This window comes from Nocardia sp. NPDC059691, assembly GCF_042733915.1.
Taxonomy (GTDB): Bacteria; Actinomycetota; Actinomycetes; order Mycobacteriales; family Mycobacteriaceae; genus Nocardia; species Nocardia sichangensis.
Genome location: NZ_JBHWFB010000022.1, coordinates 60,894 through 78,775 on the forward strand (window position 1 = coordinate 60,894; position 17,882 = coordinate 78,775).

Consider the following 17,882-nt stretch of genomic DNA (forward strand, 5'->3'; position numbering starts at 1 on the left):
TGTCTGGCAAAGAATCGGTTACGGTCGAAAAGGAGCGCGAATTCGGCCGTGCGGCGATTCGCTTTCCGCGCGCCGCCGGAAATCGAACCCGCATCGTCCACGACTTTTCGCCGGCTCGCGCGGCTGTACACGGACAGGTACCGACCGGTCTTCCGCTGACGATGGGAATCCCGTGAATTTATGGAGCTATATCCAGGGGCGGGGCGAAGTCCTGGCGTTCCTGACCTATCAACACGCCTCCCTGGCGTTCCAAACCGTGCTGGTCGGAACCGTGGTCGCCGTCCTCATCGCGGTGGCGGTCTATCGGCTTCCGCTGCTGTCCGCGCTCTCGCTGACCACCAGCCGGGTCGCGCTGACGATTCCTTCGCTGGCACTGCTGGCGATCCTGCTGGTCCCGTTCGGGCTGGGGGTGGTCCCGTCGTTCGTGATGCTGGCGTTCTTCGCGGCGTTGCCGGTGGTCGGCAACGCGATCGTGGGGTTGCGGTCGGTGCCGGCCTCGGTCGTCGAATCCGCCCGTGGGATCGGCTTCTCGCGCCGGCGCATTCTGCTGACCGTCGAATTGCCGATCGCCTGGCCGGTGATTCTCACCGGTATCAGGGTGTCCACCCAGATGATCGTCGGGGTCGCCGCCATCGTGGCCTACGTCCTCGGACCGGGCCTCGGATCGCTGATCTTCAACGGACTCTCCCGCCTCGGCGGCGCGAACTCCCTGGAGATGGCGCTCACCGGAACCATCCTCATCGTCATCATCGCGCTGGTGTTCGACGCACTCCTCGTCCTGCTCGGACGCCTCACGATCGCAAAGGGACTGTCATGACCGACGATGTGACCACCGGGCCCGCTCCCGCGCCGACGCAACGCTCGGTGACCGGCGCGTCCATCACACTGGACTCGGTCGTCAAGCGCTACAAAGGCCAGGACAAGCCTGCGGTGCGGCGCCTCGACCTCGAGATCGAGGCGGGAGACATCGTCGCGTTCGTCGGCCCGTCCGGGTGCGGCAAGACGACCACTTTGAAGATGATCAACCGCTTGATCGAGCCGACCGAGGGCCGCATCTTCATCGGCGGCCGCGATGTCACCAGGGAGGACCCCGACAAGCTCCGGCAATCGATCGGATACGTCATCCAGTCCGGCGGCCTGTTCCCGCACTGGAGCGTCGCCAGGAACGTCGGCGCCATCCCCCGGGTGCTCGGGTGGGACAGGAAGCGAATCGCCGAACGCACCGAGTACCTGCTGGATCTGGTCGGTCTGGATCCCGCCACCTTCGCCGACCGGCTGCCGAAGGACATGTCCGGCGGACAGCAGCAGCGGGTCGGCGTAGCGCGTGCGCTCGCCGCCGACCCGCCGGTGCTGCTCATGGACGAGCCGTTCGGCGCGGTCGACCCGATCACCCGGGTTCGCCTGCAGGACAGCTTGATCGCGATCCAGCAGGAACTCGGCAAGACCATCGTGATCGTCACCCACGACTTCGAAGAGGCCACCAAGCTCGGCGACAAGGTGCTCATCCTGTCCGAAGGCGGTCAGGTCGAGCAGTACGCGAGCCCGGAGGAGATCCTCACCGATCCGGCCACACCGTTCGTGGAGGAGTTCGTCGGGTCCGGCGCGAAGCTGGCCTATCTGACCGTGTCGCGGGTGCGCGACGTCGCGTACGACGACGTGATCACCGCGCGGATCGGCGAGTCGGCGCAGGGCGTGATCGACCGCGCCGAGTCCGCCGGACAGACCTGGGTCGTCGTCGTCGACGAGGCCGGGCGGCCCCGGTCGTGGCCTTCGCTCACGGAGCTGGCGACCAAACCGGAGGTCTCCGACTACCTGGATCGGCGGTTGCCCGTGGTCGCACGCTCCTCGACGCTCAACGACGCGCTCGACGCCATGCTCGCCACCAGCCAAGGCGCCGCCCTGGTCACCGACGGCCGCGGCGCGGTCCTCGGCTCGCTCAGCATCGACACGGTCACCGACGTGATCCGGACCAAACTCGCCGAAGGCCGCGCCGACGCGGAGGACCTCTCCTACGTCACCTACGTCGACGGAACCGATCCGGCGCCCACGCCGGTGGTCGCCGCCGACGAGGAACCCGGATCGGACGAGCCGTCATGAGCCGCCTGCGCCGCCTGCCGATCGACGTGTGGTTCGAACCGATCGTCATCCTCGTCATCGCTGTCGGATATGTCCTCTGGTACCGGTCGACGACATTCACCGCGACCGAGCAGGCGTCCCTCGGCTGGGACAACCTGCAGACCACGATCGTCCAGCACATCGAGCTGACCGTGGTGGCCACGGTGATCGTGGTGGTCGTCGCGATTCCGCTCGGCATCGCGCTGACCCGCCCGGCGTTGCGGCGGCTCGAGCCCATCGCGGTCAATATCGCCAATATCGGTCAGGCCGCGCCCGCGGTCGGGCTGCTCGTGCTGTTCACCTTCTGGCTGGGCACGGGATTCCGCACGGCGATCGTCGGTCTCGTCGTGTACGCGGTGCTGCCCATCCTGCAGAACACGATCGTCGGGCTCCGGCAAGTCGATCAGCGCACCATCGAGGCGTCCCGCGGCATCGGCTATTCCGCCGCGCGCACGCTGTTGCAGGTCGAACTGCCGCTCGCGGTCCCGGTGATTCTGAACGGGGTGCGCACGGCGTTGGTGATCCTCGTGGGCACCGCGACGTTGAGCACGTTCATCGGCGCGACCAGCCTCGGCACGCTGATCACCACCGGCGTCACCCTCTTCCTGCCCAAACTGCTGGTCTCCGGCGCGATTCTGGTCGGACTCCTGGCGTTGATCATCGACTGGCTCGGCCGACTGGTGGAACTGGCCGCGACCCCACGAGGTATCTCATGAGGTCGCCACGAGCCCGGCTGGTCGCCCTGCTCTGCGCACTCGTCGTATCGGCGGCGGCGCTCGCCGGGTGCGGTCTGGTGAGCTCCTCGGGAACCTTCCATGACGCGCGCCTGCCCGGCGGTGACCGGCCGCTGGACGGCGCCGAGCTGGTCGTCACCTCCAAGAGCTTCACCGAGGGCGTGCTGCTGGGCAAGATCACCGCGACCTACCTGGCGGCGGCGGGCGCGAAGGTCACCGACCTGACCGGGGCGCCGGGCTCGGCCTCGTCCCGGCAGGCTCAGCTGGGCGGCGACGCCGATGTGCTCTGGGAGTACACCGGCACCGGCTGGGTCAACTACCACAACCAGACCGAGACGATCTCCGACCCGACCGAACTCTGGCAGCGCGTGCACGACATCGAGAAGCGCGACCACGATCTGGAGTGGCTGCCGCCGGCGAACTTCAACGACACGTACGCCTTCGGCGCGTCGACCCCGACCGCCGAACGCCTGCGCGTGAAGTCGCTGTCCGACGTGGCCGCGCTCCCCGTGCCCGACCGTACCTTCTGCGTCGACGACGAATTCTTCAGCCGCTCCGACGGTTTCATTCCGATGCTGCAGAAATACGGTATCCCCTACAACGATCCGAACGGTGTCCCCTCCAGCAACGTCACGCGGATGGACGCCGGTGTCGTCTACACAGCCACGGCCAAGAGCGCCCCGTGCAATTTCGGCATGATCTACACCACCGACGGCCGGGTCAAGAACCTGAACCTGGTGGTCCTCGATGACGACCGGAAGTTCTTCCTGCCCTACAGCGGCACCGCCGTCGTGCGCGGCGCGATCATCGATCGGTACCCGCAATTGCGCGCGCTGCTCGCAACCATCTCCGAGCACCTCACCGACGAGCTGATGCAGGACCTCAACGGCCGGGTCGACATCGACGGCGAAGACCCCGCCGACGTCGCCTACGACTGGCTCGAGAGCGCGAGGCTGGTCGAGTAGGGCCGGGACGATTTCGGCCGCCGCGACATGCCCGGAATGGACCTCGCCCTTCGGACAGTTGCCATCCACATGACCGAGTTCGACAAGGACAGACTGGCTTCCGACACCCACGCGCTGGACGGCTTCAACCGCGGCATCGTGGAAGAGTTCCGCGCCAACGGCGGCGAGGTCGGCGGCTTACCGGGCGGCAGGCTACTGCTGCTCCACACGACGGGCGCGAAGTCGGGCGCGGCACGGCTGTCACCGCTGGCGTATGTGACCGTCGACGGGCGGATGCTGGTCGTCGGCTCCTACCTCGGCTCGCCCAAGGATCCGGCGTGGGTGCACAACCTGCGTGCCGACGCGCGTGCCCGAGTCGAGGTCGGCACCGATGTCTATGCCGTGATCGCTCGTGAGTTGCCGCGCGACGAACGCGACCGGTATTTCGAGCGAGTCGTCGAGCTGGCGCCCGTTCTCGCGGAGTACCAGGCGAAGACCGAACGCGTCATTCCGCTGTTCGAACTCACCCGCGTCTGACCCCCTCCACCTACAACCTATAGCGCACCCGGGGGCTTGCGGCAAGACCCGGGTCGTGCCGCAGAATCGCTGGCTGCGGCGTTACTGCTCGATGTGCTCAGGCGAGCAGCGGCGTCCGCGCGGGATCGTCGAGCCACGAAACGGAGGGGCCTGTGTCAACTCAGGGGTACGAGGACGAATTGCGGTCCGAGCGGAGCTACGTGGCCGGGCTCTACGCGCGGCTCGACGCCGAGCGCGCGCGAGCGAGGAGCGGATACACCGCGGCTCTGCGCGGAAACGGCGGAACGCCGATGGAACGGGATGTCGAGGTGCGCACGCTGGCCAGGGAGGTGAAGCGGCTGGACGTAGCGGACAACGGGCTGTGTTTCGGGCGATTGGACGCCTTGTCGGGCGAACGTTCCTACATCGGCCGGATCGGCCTGTTCGACGCGCAGAACGAGTACGAACCGCTGTTGCTCGACTGGCGGGCGCCCGCGGCGCGCGCGTTCTACGTCGCCACCGCCGCCAGCCCGGAGAACATGCGCAGGCGCAGGCAGTTCCACACCCGCGGGCGCCGAGTGGTCGATTTCACCGACGAGGTCCTCGGCCGCCCCGGCGGCGCCGAGCGCGGCGACGCGGCGCTGCTCGCGGCGGTCGACGCGCCGCGCGGCGAGGGGATGCGCGACATCGTGGCGACGATCCAGGCCGAACAGGACGAGATCATCCGGCTCGACCACCCGGGCGTGCTGGTGATCGAGGGTGGCCCCGGCACCGGCAAGACCGTAGTGGCGTTGCACCGCGTCGCGTATCTGCTCTACACCCAGCGGGAGCGGATGGAACGCCACGGCGTGCTCGTGGTCGGCCCCAATCCGGCGTTCCTGAACCACATCGGCCGCGTTCTGCCGTCGCTGGGCGAGACGAACGTCGTGTTCACGACCACCGGCGACCTGGTGCCCGGCCTGCACGTCACCGCGGAGGACGACCCGGACGCCGCCCGGCACAAAGGGTCGCTGCGGATCCTGGACGTGCTCGCGGCGGCCGTAGCCGATCGGCAGCGGGTGCCGGAGCATCCGCTGTCGATCGAGTTGTCCGACGTCACCGTGCGAATCGACGCCGAAACCGCGGAGTGGGGCCGGGAGGAGGCGCGGGCGAGCGGGCTACCGCACAACGAAGCTCGCGCCGTGTTCACCGAGATCGTCACCTGGGTGCTCACCGAGCGGGCGATCGCCCGCATCGGCCGGGGCTGGCTGACCCGCGACGACCGCGAAGCATGGGAGAACCTGCGGTCGGACCTGCGCGCGGAACTCGCGGACAACGACCGGTTCACCGCCGCGCTCGACGAACTCTGGCCGATCCTGACACCGGAGACGCTGTTGGCGGAGCTGTACGAATCCCCGGAACGGCTGGCAGCGGCGGGCGCCGACCCGGCCCTCTTGCGCCGCAGAGGCGGTGCCTGGACGGTGTCGGACGTGCCGCTGCTCGATGAATTGGTCGATCTGCTCGGCCGTGTGAAGCGGGACGACGACGCCGAGCGGGAACAGCAGGCCCAGGCCGAGTACGCGGCGGGTGTACTGGACATTCTGGTCGGCCGCGAGGACATGATGGACGACGAGGACCACTTGTTCGCCCAGGACCTGCTCTACGCGGAGGATTTGGCGGATCGCTTCCTCGAGCGCGACAGCCGGGAACTCGCCGAACGCGCGGCGGCGGACCGGGACTGGACCTACCGGCACGTCGTGGTGGACGAAGCCCAGGAACTGTCCGAAATGGATTGGCGGGTGCTGATGCGGCGCTGCCCCGGACGGTCTTTCACGATCGTCGGCGATCTCGCCCAACGCCGGTCGGCCGCCGGAGCGACCTCGTGGGGCGCGATGCTGGATCGGTACGTACCGGGCCGGTGGGTCTACCGATCGCTGACGGTGAACTACCGCACCCCGGCGGAGATCATGACCGTCGCCGCCGAGTTGCTCGCCACGTTCGCACCCGGCGTCCAGCCACCGGAGTCCGTTCGCGCATGCGGGGTACGGCCGTGGTCCAGGCAGGTCGCCGCCGACGAAATGGGTTTCGCCATAGACGAATTCGTCTGCGACGAAGCCTCACGCGAAGGCACCAGCGTCGTGATCGGGCCACCGGACGTGCCGGGCGCGGTGGCAGCGGCGGAGACCAAGGGTTTGGAATACGACGCCGTCCTGGTCGTGGAGCCGGAACGAATTCTGGCCGACGGCCCGCGCGGCGCGGCCGAACTCTACGTCGCCCTCACTCGCGCCACCCAACGTCTCGGCGTGCTGCACCAGGGGCCACTCCCGCAGGCGCTGACCGGCCTCGCCGAAACCTCGACGCCCGTCAGCGCCGGAGACCGCCGGCGCGATCAGCCTTCCGGGTAGAAGACGAACAGCGTGCAGCCGGTCGCAGTCCCTGGCACATGCCACGATCCGGCCGGGGCGTGCAGGAACGTCCCGGCCGGGTAGTCGCGCGCGCCGTCGTTGAAGGTGCCCGCGACCACGTAGACCTCCTCGGGGCCGGGCTCGTGGACGTCGCGGCGCGGCCACGACGTACCCGGGTCCATCTCCAGCACGTTGGCGCTCGCACCGGACGGCCCGGTCCACAGGTGCCGTACCCGGATTCCGGGAAACAGCTCCCGGACCGGGGATTCCGCGACGGACACAGCGGTGTAGCCCTCCTGGGCGAGGATTTCGGAATGCACGGCTTTCACGGTGCCGCGTGGAAGCAGGCCGAGAAAGTGTCCAGTCGGACACCACCGGGTACATTCTTGCCATGCATCGCGTGGTGGCCCTGGTGCGGCCGGTGCAGTCGACATTCGAGCTGGGCTGCGCCGCGGAGGTATTCGGCACACAGCGGGCCGGGGTGCCGCACTATTACGAGTTCGAGGTGTGCACGGAGACGCCAGGGCCGGTGCCGACATCGGCCGGGTACACGCTCGAAGTGTCGCAGGGCCTTTCGGCGCTCGCTTCGGCGGACACCGTGCTCATCCCGGGCTGGGCGCCGGTGGAGGCGCCGCTCTCGGCGCCCGTGCGTCGCGCGCTGCTGCGGGCGCACGCCCGTGGGGCGCGGCTCGTGACGATCTGCTCCGGAGTGTTCGCGCTGGCCCGCACGGGCTTGCTGGACGGACGCTCGGCGACGACGCACTGGGCGCGCGCCGCACAGCTGGCGCGGGAATTCCCGGAGGTTCGGGTGGAACCGGACGTGCTCTATGTGGACCACGGCGATGTCGCCACGAGCGCCGGAGCGGGCGCGGGCATCGACCTGTGCCTGCACCTCGTCCGGAAGGACCACGGGGCCGCGCATGCCACCCTCGTCGCGCGGCACATGGTGATGCCGCCGCACCGCGAGGGCGGCCAAGCACAGTACGCCCCGCCCGCACCACCCACGGACGCGCTGGACGGCCTGCTCGAGTGGGCAGGCGCGCGGCTCGGGACAGCGCTGTCGGTAGGCGATCTGGCCGCACACCTCAGCGTCTCGCCGCGCACGCTGGCCCGGCGTTTCGCCGATCAGCTCGGTACGAGCCCGGGGGCATGGCTGCTGTCGCGCCGGGTGGCCGAGGCGCGCACCCTCCTGGAGGAGACGAACCTGCCGGTGGAGGCGATCGCGGCACGGGTCGGCCTGACCTCCGCGGTCAACCTGCGCCGCCGCTTCCGCGCCCAGGTGGGCACGACCCCGGGCGCCTACCGGCGAGCGTTCCGTGGCTCGGGAATACGGATGTGACAGGGAAAGTCACCGAGGCGACCGCTCATCCGCGGGTAGTCGGCAACCCACGGTCGCGGTGATCGTCATCGACCGGGCATCGGCGAACACCGACAGCTCGGTGTTGCTGTCCCACTCGGCCCCATCCGGGCCTTCGAACGTGACGTACCGGTCCGGCGACGATGCCGCGCTCGACAGCATGTCCGTCGCACCCACCGACGCGGCCAGCGCTCGGGCCGTTTCCTGGAACCCGGGCCAGGCTCCTGCGGGCAGGGAACCGTCGGCGCGATAGCGCGGCAAGACGACACGCCTGCCGCCGGTGTGCGCATAGGGCCCATAGCAAGGTCCCACGGCGCGGTCCTCGCTTCGGATCCACCGCAGCGCCGGTTCGATCGCCGAGGCGGCGTTCGCGATCTCCTCGACGACCGACGCCATCCGCTGCTCGGCCACCTCCGAAGCCGGCAGTCCGGCCAATTCCGCTGCCGCGGCGGCAATCTCCTCGGGCGAAGGCGGCGGGGCGGGCTCACCGAGCAAGGTCGCGCATCCGCCCGTCCAAGCCGCGACCGCGAGCACGGCGGACCAGCGCAGCGCTACGGTCGGCCATCGCGGTCCGGTCATCGTCTCCCACGTTTCCCGCGGCCGCACGGATCGCGAGTCCGCCTCCCGCGCAATTCTATTCGTGGCGGGTGATACGGGAGCGACAAACATGGCGCGGCGACGAACGCGACCGGTGTCGCGGCCGCATTCTTCGAATCATTGACTCAATGACACAGTCTTTGTATGTTTGTATCACGAGCGAGGGTTCCGACCGCGTCGACGAACGGATCATGGACGCCGCGCTCGAACGCATCCTGCAGGTCGGGATCCGCCGAGCCAGCCTGGAGGACATCGCCCGCATGGCCGAGCTCAGCCGGATCACCATCCACCGCCGGTTCGCGGGCAAGGACAACCTGATCCAAGCGGTACTGGCCCGCGAGACCCGGCGCATGCTCGCGGAGGTGACCGCGATCGCCGCCACCGCCACCGGCGTGGACGCCCAGATCGAGGACACCATGCTGTACGTCCTCTTGCAGACCCGCATCCACCGCCTGGTCACCCAGCTGCTGCGGGTCGCCCCGGACGAAGCGTTGCGCTTCTCCACCGTGCAGGGCGAACGCCTGGTGTCCATCGGCATCGAGTACATCGTCGGCATGCTCACTCATGCCCAGTCCGCGGGCCTCGTCGACGAGTACGACCCGCGCCCGGTGGCCGAACTCGTCGCCCGCCTGGCCCACTCGCTGATGCTCACCCCCGGCGGCGGCAGCGTCGACTTCACCGACGACGACCGCGCCCGCGCCTTTGTCCGCACCACCATCGTGCCTTTGATGAAACACGGCATCACCCGCCCTGACGAGGAGCCCACCCATGACGACGTCCGCGACAATCCCGGCCCGGCATCCCGGTCGGCCTCGTAAGGCGCCCGGCCTGGGCCCGTTCGCCGCGCTGCTGCGCATCGGGAAACCCTCCCCGCAGCGCTGGCAGCTGCTCGGCGCCTCGTTGCTCGTCGGCGACGAGCCGATGGACAGCCTCGTCGAGTGGATGTACACCGAAGGCATGGCCGTCACGCGGCCGTTGTTCGAGCAGGCACTCCGGTCGGGCATCGACAGCATCCCCGGCGCGCCCGCGCCGCTGCGCGAGTTCTTCACCGCCGTCGAGGACACCCCCGCCTGGGTCGACCCGAAGTTGTTGCGCGACGGCGAGCGTGTGTTCCGTTCCGGCGGCAACGACGGGCTGTATTTCGCCCGTGACGTCTCCTTCATCGGCGGCTATCTGGCCTCCGGCTTCAACAAGACCCTGCTGCGCACCGGCGCCCTGGAGAAAGGCCCCGCCCGCCGGTTCGCCGAGACCCTGCAATGGGCGATGGACGTGTCCACCGAGAACGGCATGGACCGTTACGGTGTCGGCTACCGCTCCACCCTGCACGTGCGCCTCATCCACTCGCTGGTCCGCAGGCACGTCGCCGCCATGCCCGACTGGCGCACCGAGGAATGGGGCCTGCCGATCAACCAGACCGACATGGCCGCCACCCTGGTCGGCGCCCTGCTCGCGCCCGTCGTCGGCGGCATGGCGCTCGGCGTCATCCTCTCCCCCCGTGAGCTGGCCGCCGCCGCCCACCTCACCCGCTACGTCGGCTGGCTGATCGGCGTCGAAGAGCAATGGCTGCCCACCAGCTTCCGCGACGGCATCGCCATCCTCGACCACTGCCTGACCGCCATCACCAATCCCGACGAGACCAGCCGCCAGCTCGCCCTACCTATGGCCGATGATCCACTGAACTGGTCCTATCCCAACCTGCCCACGCTGCGCGGCCGGCTCGCCCGCGCCCAGCACCTGTCCGTCAGCAGCGCCTTCCTCGGACCCAAGGCGATGCGTATCCTCGGCCTGCCCGCCTATGTCCCGCCCTGGTACCCCGCGCTGCGCATCCCCGTCAACCTCGTGCGCACCGCCTACACCCACCTGACTCCCGGCGGCCTCGACCGCGCCGCCATCCACGGACGCGAGCAGCAGGAAGCCTTCCTGCGGCGCCTCATCGGCGAAACCAGCGCCACGATAGGGCATTCCGCGCTGCGGCTGGATCGCACCGCCTGACCGCCGATCCGGCAGCGCGACCCCGCCGGCGCTGCCGGACAACCGGTCGCCGACATGAAGGTCACCGGCGATGCCTTCGGCCCGCAGCTGCGGAACGTGCTGGCGGCCTTGCGGTTCGGCACCGGACCGCATCCCGGGCTGTTGGTGGAACAGGTGCTGCGGCGGCTGGCCGGATTGCTCGACGAAGTACGAGAAGTGCGGTTCCTCGAAGTCGACGCGATTCGCCCGATCCACGACCACGCCCCTGGGATAGCCCGACGGGACCTCTCGATCACCCGCTCGAGGCCCGACGAACGGCTTTGCGGCTGACGCCGCCCGGGAAAGGCTGCCGCCGCTGGGTTCACGCTTGTCAACACGTCCTGATGCCGACGCCGCCCGCGCGGGTCCGAGCACACACGGCGGGGAGCCGGCCCGCCGCAGCGCCGACCTGGACGAACAACCCGCGGCAGTCGGCGAGACGGTGAACCGAGCGCGGTAGCAGAGGCCGTGGGTTCGAACATGTGACGCGGACGAGTATGCGCTGTTGTCGACAACGTCACCGGTCGATCTATCTACACTGACAACGCTGAGCACCACCGGATCGACGCCTTGTCCGAAACCACACTTCGACGGAGAAGTTCTATGTGCGGCCGCCGGAACCCCAAGCGCAACAACAACTCACGTCGTCCGGACACCGTACCGGCGATTCGGTATCCGGCTCGATCCGTCATCGACATCCTGCTGCCCGCCATGATCACGCGCCGCAGCGGTGCGCCGACCACCGACACCGGCCTCGTCCACATCTGGGGTTTCACCGGCACCGGCGAGGACGACAGCGCGAGCGCGGCGGGCTTCGCGGAATTCTCGCCCAACGACACCCCCACCGTTGCGGGCTCTCCCATCCTGGACATCGCCGGGCGGATGATGGCGGGTATGAACGGCCGCCTGTGGGGATTCGGGCTGGCTCACCAGGCCGCCGCGGACGCCGTCGTGCACGGGATCGACAACCAGCCCGACCCGATCGCCTCATCGCCGGACGGGCCGGAAGAATCCTCCACCACCGAGGAAGTGTGGGCCGCCAGCATCTTCGACGCCCGCGGAAGGGAGATCACCCAGCTGCGCTACGTGCATCTGCCGGAGCTCGAACCGATCACCTTCGACAGCGACACCCTCGATCGGCGCAGCACCATTCACGACTGGATCGACCGAGTCCAGACCGGAGTCATCTCGGCGCACGTCTGGGCGGCAGCCCTTGCCCTGGACGCGCAACGCAACCGAGCCGTCCTCGCGCAACTGGAACAGCGACTGCTGAGCTGACCGCAGCGCCCGCCGAACCCGACCCGGCGATGTCACCGTCACCGGGTGCGGCGCGGTCCGCGCGAATTCAGGTGTGCGCGCGAGCACCGAACCAACGGGCCAGCGATTCCTCGAGGCCGTCCAGGTCGCCACCGTCGGCAGCCCACGCCACACAGCCGTCGGGACGAACCAGAATCGCCGAAAGCTCGCGCGGCTGAGCGGCTTTCGCGGTGACGACTCGCACCCGCCCGGACCATCCCGCGGCGCGGGATCGCAAGTCGCCGGAATCGACGAGGTCGAGCAGGATGCCCTCCGCGCCGGTGAAATGCTCACCGAGGCGGGTGCCGTCGGCCAATTCGATGTCGGGAGCGACCGATCCGACGAGCGAGTGCCCCCCGCCGATGTCGTAGCGCTGCCGAACACCGGAGATGTTCTTGAACACGCCGGTCGCGCCGTCGCGCGAGGCGAGCAGTTCGGCGGCGACGGCGCGCAGGGCACGGCTGCGGATATCGGTGCGCATCAAAGCGACCTGCGCGCGCGTCCAATCCAGCACCCACGCGCCGATGGGATGACGTTCGGCGGTGTAGGTGTCGAGCAGACCGCCGGGCGCCCAGCCGCGCACTTCGGCGGCCAGCTTCCAGCCGAGATTCACCGCGTCGCCGATACCGAGGTTCAGGCCCTGACCTCCGAAGGGTGAGTGCACATGCGCGGCGTCACCGGCGAGCAGCACCCGACCCTTGCGGTAATCGGGGACCTGGCGGGTGTTGTCGGTGAAACGGGTGGCCGAATGCACGGCGGTGACGACCACAGGGACTCCGCTCACGGCACGGATGCTCTGCTGCAATTCGGCCGCCGTCACCGGGGTCTCCCGGTCGGCGGGCGGGCCGTCCAGTTCGACGGTGAGCACGCGGCCGGGCATCGGTCCATAGGCGTAGATACCGGTTTCGGTGGCATTCCAGCTCATTCGAAGGTTCTCGGCTCCGGTCATGTCCACGATCGCCTGATGGCCGGTGATCTCCGGGTCGAGGCCGGGGAACTCGAACCCGGCGAGCTTGCGGACCGTGCTGCGCCCGCCGTCACAGCCGACCAGCCAGCCGGCGCGCACCCTGCGGTCACCGCAATCGACGGTGACACCCGCGCCGTCGTCGGACAGCCCGATGACCTCCACCCCGCGCCGGACCTCCACGCCGAGTTCGGCAGCGCGGCCACCCAGTATCGCCTCGACGGACTGCTGGGCCACCAGGAAGACCTCGGCGGCCGGACCGACCTCGGCGAATTCCGGATCGTCGAAGTCGACGGCGTCCGAATTCAGCATGATGCCCGCGAAGTGACCCACCGCCGGCCGCCGCCCCCGGTCGATCGGCGGCATGCCGCCATCGCGACGGAACTGCGCGAACCGGTCGAATGCGGCGTCCTGCTCGGCGCGCAGCTGCGGCAGCAGCCCGCGCCGGTACATGGCCTGAGCGGTGGGCACATTGATCGCCCCCGCTTTGATCGTGCGGTCCGGCTCGGCGAGACGCTCCACCACGAGCACATCCACCCCCGCGAGCCGCAGCTCACAAGCCAGCATGAGCCCGACGGGCCCGGCGCCGACCACCACCACTTCACGTGTCTCGTTCATACGAAACACGGTGCGGCGCAAGCATTGCCCGGCACTTGCACCGGCTTGCACGCCGCTTGCGCGGAGTCGTCACCGCCGGAGTCGACAGACACTCGAAGCGCCCGCTGGATATTTCCCGCTGGGTGAGACCCGCCTTGTCACAGCTGGGGAGAGAATGGCGGACGTTTGCGCTGGTCATGCGAGAATCGTGGACATGGGCTCCCCCTACGACCCGTTGCAGGCGGATCCCTGGGGGCGGGCACGATACGGTCTGCTCGCACTACCGGCCAAGGTACTCGGGTCGGATCCGACCCCGCAGGCGTCTTCGGCGGTCGCCGATACCCGGAAACAGATCGAGAGTCTGATCGCCCCACCACAAGCCTCCGCCACGCTGCGGGAAGTCATCGAGTTCACTCGAAACGCCTTGGATCTCATGGTCGACCAACTCGGCAACGGACACCCCGAGGGGTGGAAACCGACGACCTGAAAACGCTCGAGGAATACGGTGACGACGAATACTTCAACCGCCTCTACGGGCCCGGCTCCGGCGTCGGCCGAAGCTTGGGCAACAACAAGCCCGGCGACGGCGCCCGCTTCCACGGCCGTGGCGCGTTGCAGTTGACCGGTCGCAACAACTACCGGGAGGCGGGCGAGGCCCTCGGTGTCGATCTCGTCGGCGATCACAAGCTGGCCGCCGATCCGAAGTACGCCTTCGCAACCGCCGGGTGGTTCTGGGACGCCAAGAATTTGAACGACCGGGCCGACGAATCGGATGTCGGCGCGATCACCAGATCGATCAACGGAGGTTCCAACGGCGCTTCGGAGCGCAAGGAGAACTACGACCGTGCCCGCAAGGTACTCGACGCGGAATGAACCCGAATTGTTCGCCACGCATCCGCGGACCCGGTGAGCTCGGCGATGGATCTCCGTTCGGCGGTCAGAGCGCTCCACGAGTCGGTGCGCGGTCCCGAGCGTCTTCTGACCGTCCCCGGCGCCTACGATCCGGTCATGGCGGAGATCAGGAGTGAGCGGCGGGACAAGGTCGCGGTCATCACCGTGCACGACCCGGATCGGCGGAACGCGTTGACACCGGCGCTGTCCGAACAACTGGCCGCCGCGGTGGCCGAGGCCGAGCGCGATACCGGCGTGCACGCGGTGCTCGTCACCGGAACCCCGCCCGCATTCTGCGCCGGGGCCGATCTGAGCGCGCTCGGTGCGGCACGCGAGGAGGGGCTGCGGGTGATCTACGACGGATTCCTCGCGGTCGCGCGCTGCGCACTGCCCACCATCGCGGTGGTCGGCGGCGCCGCCGTCGGCGCGGGACTCAATCTGGCGCTGGCCGCGGATGTCAGGATCGCCGGTCCCCGCGCGCGGTTCGACGCGCGATTCCTGCGGCTGGGCCTTCATCCCGGCGGCGGGATGACCTGGATGCTGCAACGCGCCGTCGGACCGCAACGGGCCGCCGCGATGACGCTGTTCGGGGAGATCCTCGACGCCCAGGCGGCGCTGAGCGCAGGATTGGCGCACCGGGTGATCGACGGCGATCACGACGCGCTGCTCGCCGGAGCGATCGACTTCGCCGCCGGCGCGGCCGAAGCGCCGCGCGATCTGCTCATCACCACCAAGCGCACCATGCGCCACACCGCGAATCTCGACGCCCACGCCGATGCCGTCGACGCCGAGATCGTGCCGCAGGTCGCCTCCCTCGACTCCCCGGAATTCGCCGCGCGCCTGGCGGCGAAGCAGGCCGAGATCGGCCGATCGAGATGAACGGCGGCGGCGCGGTGTGGGCGGAGGTCGTCGAAGCGGGACGGAAACGGTTTGGCGTTTCCGGCGGCGGGTAGCCGCTCCGAGACCGCATAGGAAGCGCACGACTCTGCGGCCGATGGTTCGTATCCGGATCGCAGGGGCCCTTCGTGTGTGCCGGGTGCCCTGCGACCACGGAGAGCGAGAGGAGGGCCCTATGCACTACATCGATGACACCAAACACCTGCTCAGCGATCTCGTGGGGCGGGTGATCGAGTCGGCGACCAGCTACTCGGGCAGCCAGACCGTGACCATCGCCCGGCCACGAGCCGAGGTCGAGCAGTTCTGGCGCGACCCGACGAGCCTGTCCGAGGTACTGGGCGACGTCGCCGAGGTCGGATCTCCGGCTCCGTCGACCTACGAGTGGAGGCTGTACGCGGGCGCCGACGGACACACGACCTGGAAGACCACACTGCGCGAGGAGGACGGACACTTCCGGTTCGTCGGCTCCGCCGACCAGGACGCAGGCCAGGGTCTCGAAATCGAACTCACCTTCCGGGAAGCACCGCGGAATCTCGGGACCGAAGTGACGATGCGAGCCCGGACCCCGCTGCCCGACCTGCTGACCGGCGCGGGCATGTTCACCGCGCTCTACCGAGCCCGAGCCCGGCTGCAGACCGGCGAAATGCCCACCCTGGCCCACAATCCGAGCGCCCGCTCTTCCGCTCGGTGAACAGGAGGAGACATGCACGCGCTCTGCTGGAACGGCGTCAACGAACTCGCCGTGGAAACCGTCCCCGATCCGGTTCTGGTCAATCCGCACGATGTCATCGTCCAGGTCCGCCTGACCACCACCTGCGGGTCCGATCTGCACTTCATCGACGGATATCTGCCGGGAATGCGGGAAGGCGACGTCTTCGGACACGAATTCATGGGCGAGGTCGTAGAAACCGGAGCCGAAGTCACCTCGATCGCCGTGGGTGACCGTGTCGTGGTCCCGTCCTTCATCGGATGCGCATCGTGCTGGTATTGCGACCACGAACTGTATTCCCTTTGCGATACCACCAATCCGAACAGCGCTCTGCAACAACCGCTTTTCGGCTACCCGACCGGCGGAATCTACGGTTACACCCATCCCTTCGGGGGTTATCAGGGTTCCCATGCGCAATATGTCCGTGTTCCCTTCGGCGACACCAACTGTTTCCGGATACCGGACGGCATCACCGACGAACAAGCATTGTTCCTGTCCGATGCCGTGCCGACGGGACTGATGGGCGCCGAATTCTGCGACATCCACCCCGGCGACACCGTCGCGGTGTGGGGCAGCGGCGGCGTCGGGTTGATGGCCGGGCACACGGCACGCCTGCTCGACGCCGAGCGGATCTTTGTCATCGACCGCCTTCCCGAGCGGTTGCGCGTGGCGGAAGAGCAGTTCGGCGCGGAAACCATCGACTACACCGCCGTCGACAGCGTCCACGAGATCCTGCGCGAAAGTACCGGTGGCCGCGGGCCCGACGCCTGCATCGAGGCCGTCGGGATGGAAGGACACGGCACCGGACTCCAGCAACTCTACGATCGGGCCAAACAGTTGCTCCGGCTGGAATCGGATCGCGCGACACCGCTGCGCGAAGCGATTCTCGCGTGCCGGAAAGGCGGCATCGTCTCGGTGCTCGGCGTATACGGTCTCACCGACAAATTCCCCATGGGCGTCGTGACGAATAAGGGCCTCACCATCCGCACGGCACAGCAATACGGACAGCGGTTCGTACCCCGCATGTTCGATTACATCCAACAGGGCGATCTCGACCCCTCCTACCTGATCACCCACGACATGCCGCTCGATGACGCGGTATACGGCTACGACATCTTCAAGCACAAAAAGGAAGGCTGCATCCGCTCCGTTTTCCGGCCCTGAGCGGGCCCATGGGGCCGCAGCGCCGAGATAGCTCACTGGTTGCTCATCCGATCCGGTAGCCGGATCATCCGCGCCTCGTCGGCTCGATCGAATCGCCGCAAACGCCCACGTGCTCTGCGCGGCAGTGGGTACGCTGCCCGATGACCCCTCCGGGGCGGCCTCCGCGCGACCCGTACCGCGCAACTTCCGAACAAACTCTTGACTCGTTCCAGAAAACGGACGAGACTTCCGAGCATGCCAACGGCCTCGGAGTTCCAGCAGATGCTGCGAGGAGTTTCGCTCCGTGTGACCCGCCCGCGGGTCGCGGTGCTCAGCGCGGTCCACGACCACCCGCACGCCGACACGGAGTCGATCATCCGCGCTGTTCGATCCGCGCTGCCCGAGGTGTCCCACCAAACGGTCTACGACTCCTTGAACGCACTCACCGCCACCGGCCTGGTCCGGCGTATCCAGCCGTCCGGGTCCGTCGCCCGCTACGAATCGCGGGTCGGCGACAACCACCATCACGTCGTATGCCGAGGATGCGGGGTGATCGCCGATGTCGACTGCGCCATCGGCGAGGCCCCGTGTCTGACCGCGTCCGATGACAGCGGCTTCTCGATCGATGAAGCCGAGGTCATCTACTGGGGCCTGTGCCCCGATTGTGTGGAATCACAGGCTTCCCGATCACATTCGTGATCGCAGCCCACATCACTCATTCAGGAAGG

20 protein-coding genes are annotated in these 17,882 nt (G+C 68.4%); 17 read left to right on the forward strand and 3 right to left on the reverse strand.

From position 1 onward, the window contains the following. Positions 1–172 precede the first annotated feature (172 nt). The 6 genes from ACFV2O_RS34640 (at position 173) to helR (ending at position 6,693) form a co-directional block, all read left to right on the forward strand. The gene (locus tag ACFV2O_RS34640; RefSeq protein WP_379255898.1) at positions 173–817 is read left to right on the forward strand and encodes an ABC transporter permease; all 645 of its coding nucleotides are present in this window, start codon (positions 173–175) and stop codon (positions 815–817) included. After that, a complete protein-coding gene (locus tag ACFV2O_RS34645) occupies positions 814–2,097 on the forward strand; it encodes an ATP-binding cassette domain-containing protein (RefSeq protein WP_379255900.1) in 1,284 nt (427 codons plus the stop codon). Before ACFV2O_RS34640 ends, ACFV2O_RS34645 begins: the two co-directional genes overlap by 4 nt. Next, on the forward strand, positions 2,094–2,831 hold the full coding sequence (locus tag ACFV2O_RS34650) for an ABC transporter permease (protein ID WP_355079361.1): 738 nt from the start codon (positions 2,094–2,096) through the stop codon (positions 2,829–2,831). Before ACFV2O_RS34645 ends, ACFV2O_RS34650 begins: the two co-directional genes overlap by 4 nt. Further along, a complete protein-coding gene (locus tag ACFV2O_RS34655) occupies positions 2,828–3,814 on the forward strand; it encodes a glycine betaine ABC transporter substrate-binding protein (RefSeq protein ID WP_379255901.1) in 987 nt (328 codons plus the stop codon). Before ACFV2O_RS34650 ends, ACFV2O_RS34655 begins: the two co-directional genes overlap by 4 nt. A gap of 69 nt (positions 3,815–3,883) precedes the next feature. Beyond that, the gene (locus ACFV2O_RS34660) at positions 3,884–4,330 is read left to right on the forward strand and encodes a nitroreductase/quinone reductase family protein (protein WP_379255903.1); all 447 of its coding nucleotides are present in this window, start codon (positions 3,884–3,886) and stop codon (positions 4,328–4,330) included. A gap of 152 nt (positions 4,331–4,482) precedes the next feature. Beyond that, positions 4,483–6,693, forward strand: coding sequence for an RNA polymerase recycling motor ATPase HelR (helR, locus tag ACFV2O_RS34665; RefSeq protein ID WP_379255905.1), 2,211 nt, complete (start codon positions 4,483–4,485; stop codon positions 6,691–6,693). Here the strand turns inward: helR and ACFV2O_RS34670 are convergent. Further along, positions 6,678–7,013: a cupin domain-containing protein gene (locus ACFV2O_RS34670; RefSeq protein ID WP_379255907.1), complete on the reverse strand. Its 336-nt coding sequence runs from the start codon at positions 7,011–7,013 to the stop codon at positions 6,678–6,680. The genes helR and ACFV2O_RS34670 overlap by 16 nt on opposite strands. A gap of 71 nt (positions 7,014–7,084) precedes the next feature. Here ACFV2O_RS34670 and ACFV2O_RS34675 point away from each other — a divergent pair, with 71 nt between their 5' ends. Further along, complete coding sequence (locus ACFV2O_RS34675) at positions 7,085–8,032, forward strand: GlxA family transcriptional regulator (RefSeq protein WP_379255909.1); 948 nt, start codon at positions 7,085–7,087, stop codon at positions 8,030–8,032. Positions 8,033–8,041: 9 nt separating this feature from the next. Here the strand turns inward: ACFV2O_RS34675 and ACFV2O_RS34680 are convergent, their stop codons facing one another. Continuing rightward, positions 8,042–8,629 (reverse strand): LppA family lipoprotein, encoded by a 588-nt coding sequence (locus ACFV2O_RS34680; protein WP_379255910.1) that lies wholly within the window; start codon positions 8,627–8,629, stop codon positions 8,042–8,044. Positions 8,630–8,775: 146 nt separating this feature from the next. On the opposite strand from ACFV2O_RS34680, the gene ACFV2O_RS34685 reads away from it, so the two are divergent. The 4 genes from ACFV2O_RS34685 to ACFV2O_RS34700 all read left to right on the forward strand — a co-directional run bounded on the left by ACFV2O_RS34685 (position 8,776) and on the right by ACFV2O_RS34700 (position 11,935). After that, positions 8,776–9,465, forward strand: coding sequence for a TetR/AcrR family transcriptional regulator (locus ACFV2O_RS34685; RefSeq protein ID WP_379255911.1), 690 nt, complete (start codon positions 8,776–8,778; stop codon positions 9,463–9,465). Then, a complete protein-coding gene (locus tag ACFV2O_RS34690; protein ID WP_379255912.1) occupies positions 9,416–10,639 on the forward strand; it encodes an oxygenase MpaB family protein in 1,224 nt (407 codons plus the stop codon). Before ACFV2O_RS34685 ends, ACFV2O_RS34690 begins: the two co-directional genes overlap by 50 nt. Before the next feature lie 54 nt (positions 10,640–10,693). Beyond that, positions 10,694–10,948, forward strand: coding sequence for a hypothetical protein (locus tag ACFV2O_RS34695; protein ID WP_379255914.1), 255 nt, complete (start codon positions 10,694–10,696; stop codon positions 10,946–10,948). A gap of 312 nt (positions 10,949–11,260) precedes the next feature. Then, positions 11,261–11,935: a hypothetical protein gene (locus ACFV2O_RS34700; protein ID WP_379255916.1), complete on the forward strand. Its 675-nt coding sequence runs from the start codon at positions 11,261–11,263 to the stop codon at positions 11,933–11,935. Between the two features lie 67 nt (positions 11,936–12,002). Here ACFV2O_RS34700 and ACFV2O_RS34705 read toward each other — a convergent pair whose 3' ends face one another. Further along, entirely contained in the window at positions 12,003–13,535 is a 1,533-nt protein-coding gene (locus ACFV2O_RS34705; RefSeq protein WP_379255918.1) for an FAD-dependent oxidoreductase, read from the reverse strand. Positions 13,536–13,728: 193 nt separating this feature from the next. Between ACFV2O_RS34705 and ACFV2O_RS34710 the strand changes: the two genes are divergently transcribed. From ACFV2O_RS34710 to ACFV2O_RS34735, 6 genes are all read left to right on the forward strand, one after another. Then, positions 13,729–14,001 (forward strand): hypothetical protein, encoded by a 273-nt coding sequence (locus ACFV2O_RS34710; RefSeq protein WP_379255920.1) that lies wholly within the window; start codon positions 13,729–13,731, stop codon positions 13,999–14,001. Further along, positions 13,983–14,387 carry a glycoside hydrolase family 19 protein gene (locus tag ACFV2O_RS34715; RefSeq protein WP_379255922.1) on the forward strand — a complete coding sequence of 135 codons (405 nt, stop codon included), beginning with the start codon at positions 13,983–13,985 and terminating at the stop codon, positions 14,385–14,387. Before ACFV2O_RS34710 ends, ACFV2O_RS34715 begins: the two co-directional genes overlap by 19 nt. 135 nt (positions 14,388–14,522) lie before the next feature. Next, positions 14,523–15,284: an enoyl-CoA hydratase gene (locus ACFV2O_RS34720; RefSeq protein WP_379255923.1), complete on the forward strand. Its 762-nt coding sequence runs from the start codon at positions 14,523–14,525 to the stop codon at positions 15,282–15,284. A 193-nt stretch (positions 15,285–15,477) separates the two neighbouring features. Beyond that, on the forward strand, positions 15,478–15,993 hold the full coding sequence (locus ACFV2O_RS34725; RefSeq protein WP_379255924.1) for a hypothetical protein: 516 nt from the start codon (positions 15,478–15,480) through the stop codon (positions 15,991–15,993). Positions 15,994–16,005: 12 nt separating this feature from the next. Next, positions 16,006–17,175 carry a zinc-dependent alcohol dehydrogenase gene (locus ACFV2O_RS34730; protein ID WP_355079390.1) on the forward strand — a complete coding sequence of 390 codons (1,170 nt, stop codon included), beginning with the start codon at positions 16,006–16,008 and terminating at the stop codon, positions 17,173–17,175. A 234-nt stretch (positions 17,176–17,409) separates the two neighbouring features. Beyond that, a complete protein-coding gene (locus ACFV2O_RS34735; RefSeq protein ID WP_355079392.1) occupies positions 17,410–17,853 on the forward strand; it encodes a Fur family transcriptional regulator in 444 nt (147 codons plus the stop codon). Positions 17,854–17,882 lie beyond the last annotated feature (29 nt).

Excerpts from the sequence above, each read along its gene's own strand:
- ACFV2O_RS34690 (WP_379255912.1), top strand. The coding sequence starts at position 9,416 with ATGACGACGTCCGCGACAATCCCGGCCCGGCATCCCGGTCGGCCTCGT.
- ACFV2O_RS34650 (WP_355079361.1), top strand. The coding sequence starts at position 2,094 with ATGAGCCGCCTGCGCCGCCTGCCGATCGACGTGTGGTTCGAACCGATC.
- ACFV2O_RS34730 (WP_355079390.1), top strand. The coding sequence starts at position 16,006 with ATGCACGCGCTCTGCTGGAACGGCGTCAACGAACTCGCCGTGGAAACC.
- ACFV2O_RS34725 (WP_379255924.1), top strand. The coding sequence starts at position 15,478 with ATGCACTACATCGATGACACCAAACACCTGCTCAGCGATCTCGTGGGG.
- ACFV2O_RS34705 (WP_379255918.1), bottom strand. The coding sequence starts at position 13,535 with ATGAACGAGACACGTGAAGTGGTGGTGGTCGGCGCCGGGCCCGTCGGG.
- ACFV2O_RS34685 (WP_379255911.1), top strand. The coding sequence starts at position 8,776 with ATGACACAGTCTTTGTATGTTTGTATCACGAGCGAGGGTTCCGACCGC.
- ACFV2O_RS34660 (WP_379255903.1), top strand. The coding sequence starts at position 3,884 with ATGACCGAGTTCGACAAGGACAGACTGGCTTCCGACACCCACGCGCTG.
- ACFV2O_RS34655 (WP_379255901.1), top strand. The coding sequence starts at position 2,828 with ATGAGGTCGCCACGAGCCCGGCTGGTCGCCCTGCTCTGCGCACTCGTC.
- ACFV2O_RS34710 (WP_379255920.1), top strand. The coding sequence starts at position 13,729 with ATGGGCTCCCCCTACGACCCGTTGCAGGCGGATCCCTGGGGGCGGGCA.
- ACFV2O_RS34680 (WP_379255910.1), bottom strand. The coding sequence starts at position 8,629 with ATGACCGGACCGCGATGGCCGACCGTAGCGCTGCGCTGGTCCGCCGTG.
- ACFV2O_RS34720 (WP_379255923.1), top strand. The coding sequence starts at position 14,523 with ATGGCGGAGATCAGGAGTGAGCGGCGGGACAAGGTCGCGGTCATCACC.
- ACFV2O_RS34695 (WP_379255914.1), top strand. The coding sequence starts at position 10,694 with ATGAAGGTCACCGGCGATGCCTTCGGCCCGCAGCTGCGGAACGTGCTG.
- ACFV2O_RS34700 (WP_379255916.1), top strand. The coding sequence starts at position 11,261 with ATGTGCGGCCGCCGGAACCCCAAGCGCAACAACAACTCACGTCGTCCG.
- ACFV2O_RS34735 (WP_355079392.1), top strand. The coding sequence starts at position 17,410 with ATGCCAACGGCCTCGGAGTTCCAGCAGATGCTGCGAGGAGTTTCGCTC.
- ACFV2O_RS34645 (WP_379255900.1), top strand. The coding sequence starts at position 814 with ATGACCGACGATGTGACCACCGGGCCCGCTCCCGCGCCGACGCAACGC.
- ACFV2O_RS34675 (WP_379255909.1), top strand. The coding sequence starts at position 7,085 with ATGCATCGCGTGGTGGCCCTGGTGCGGCCGGTGCAGTCGACATTCGAG.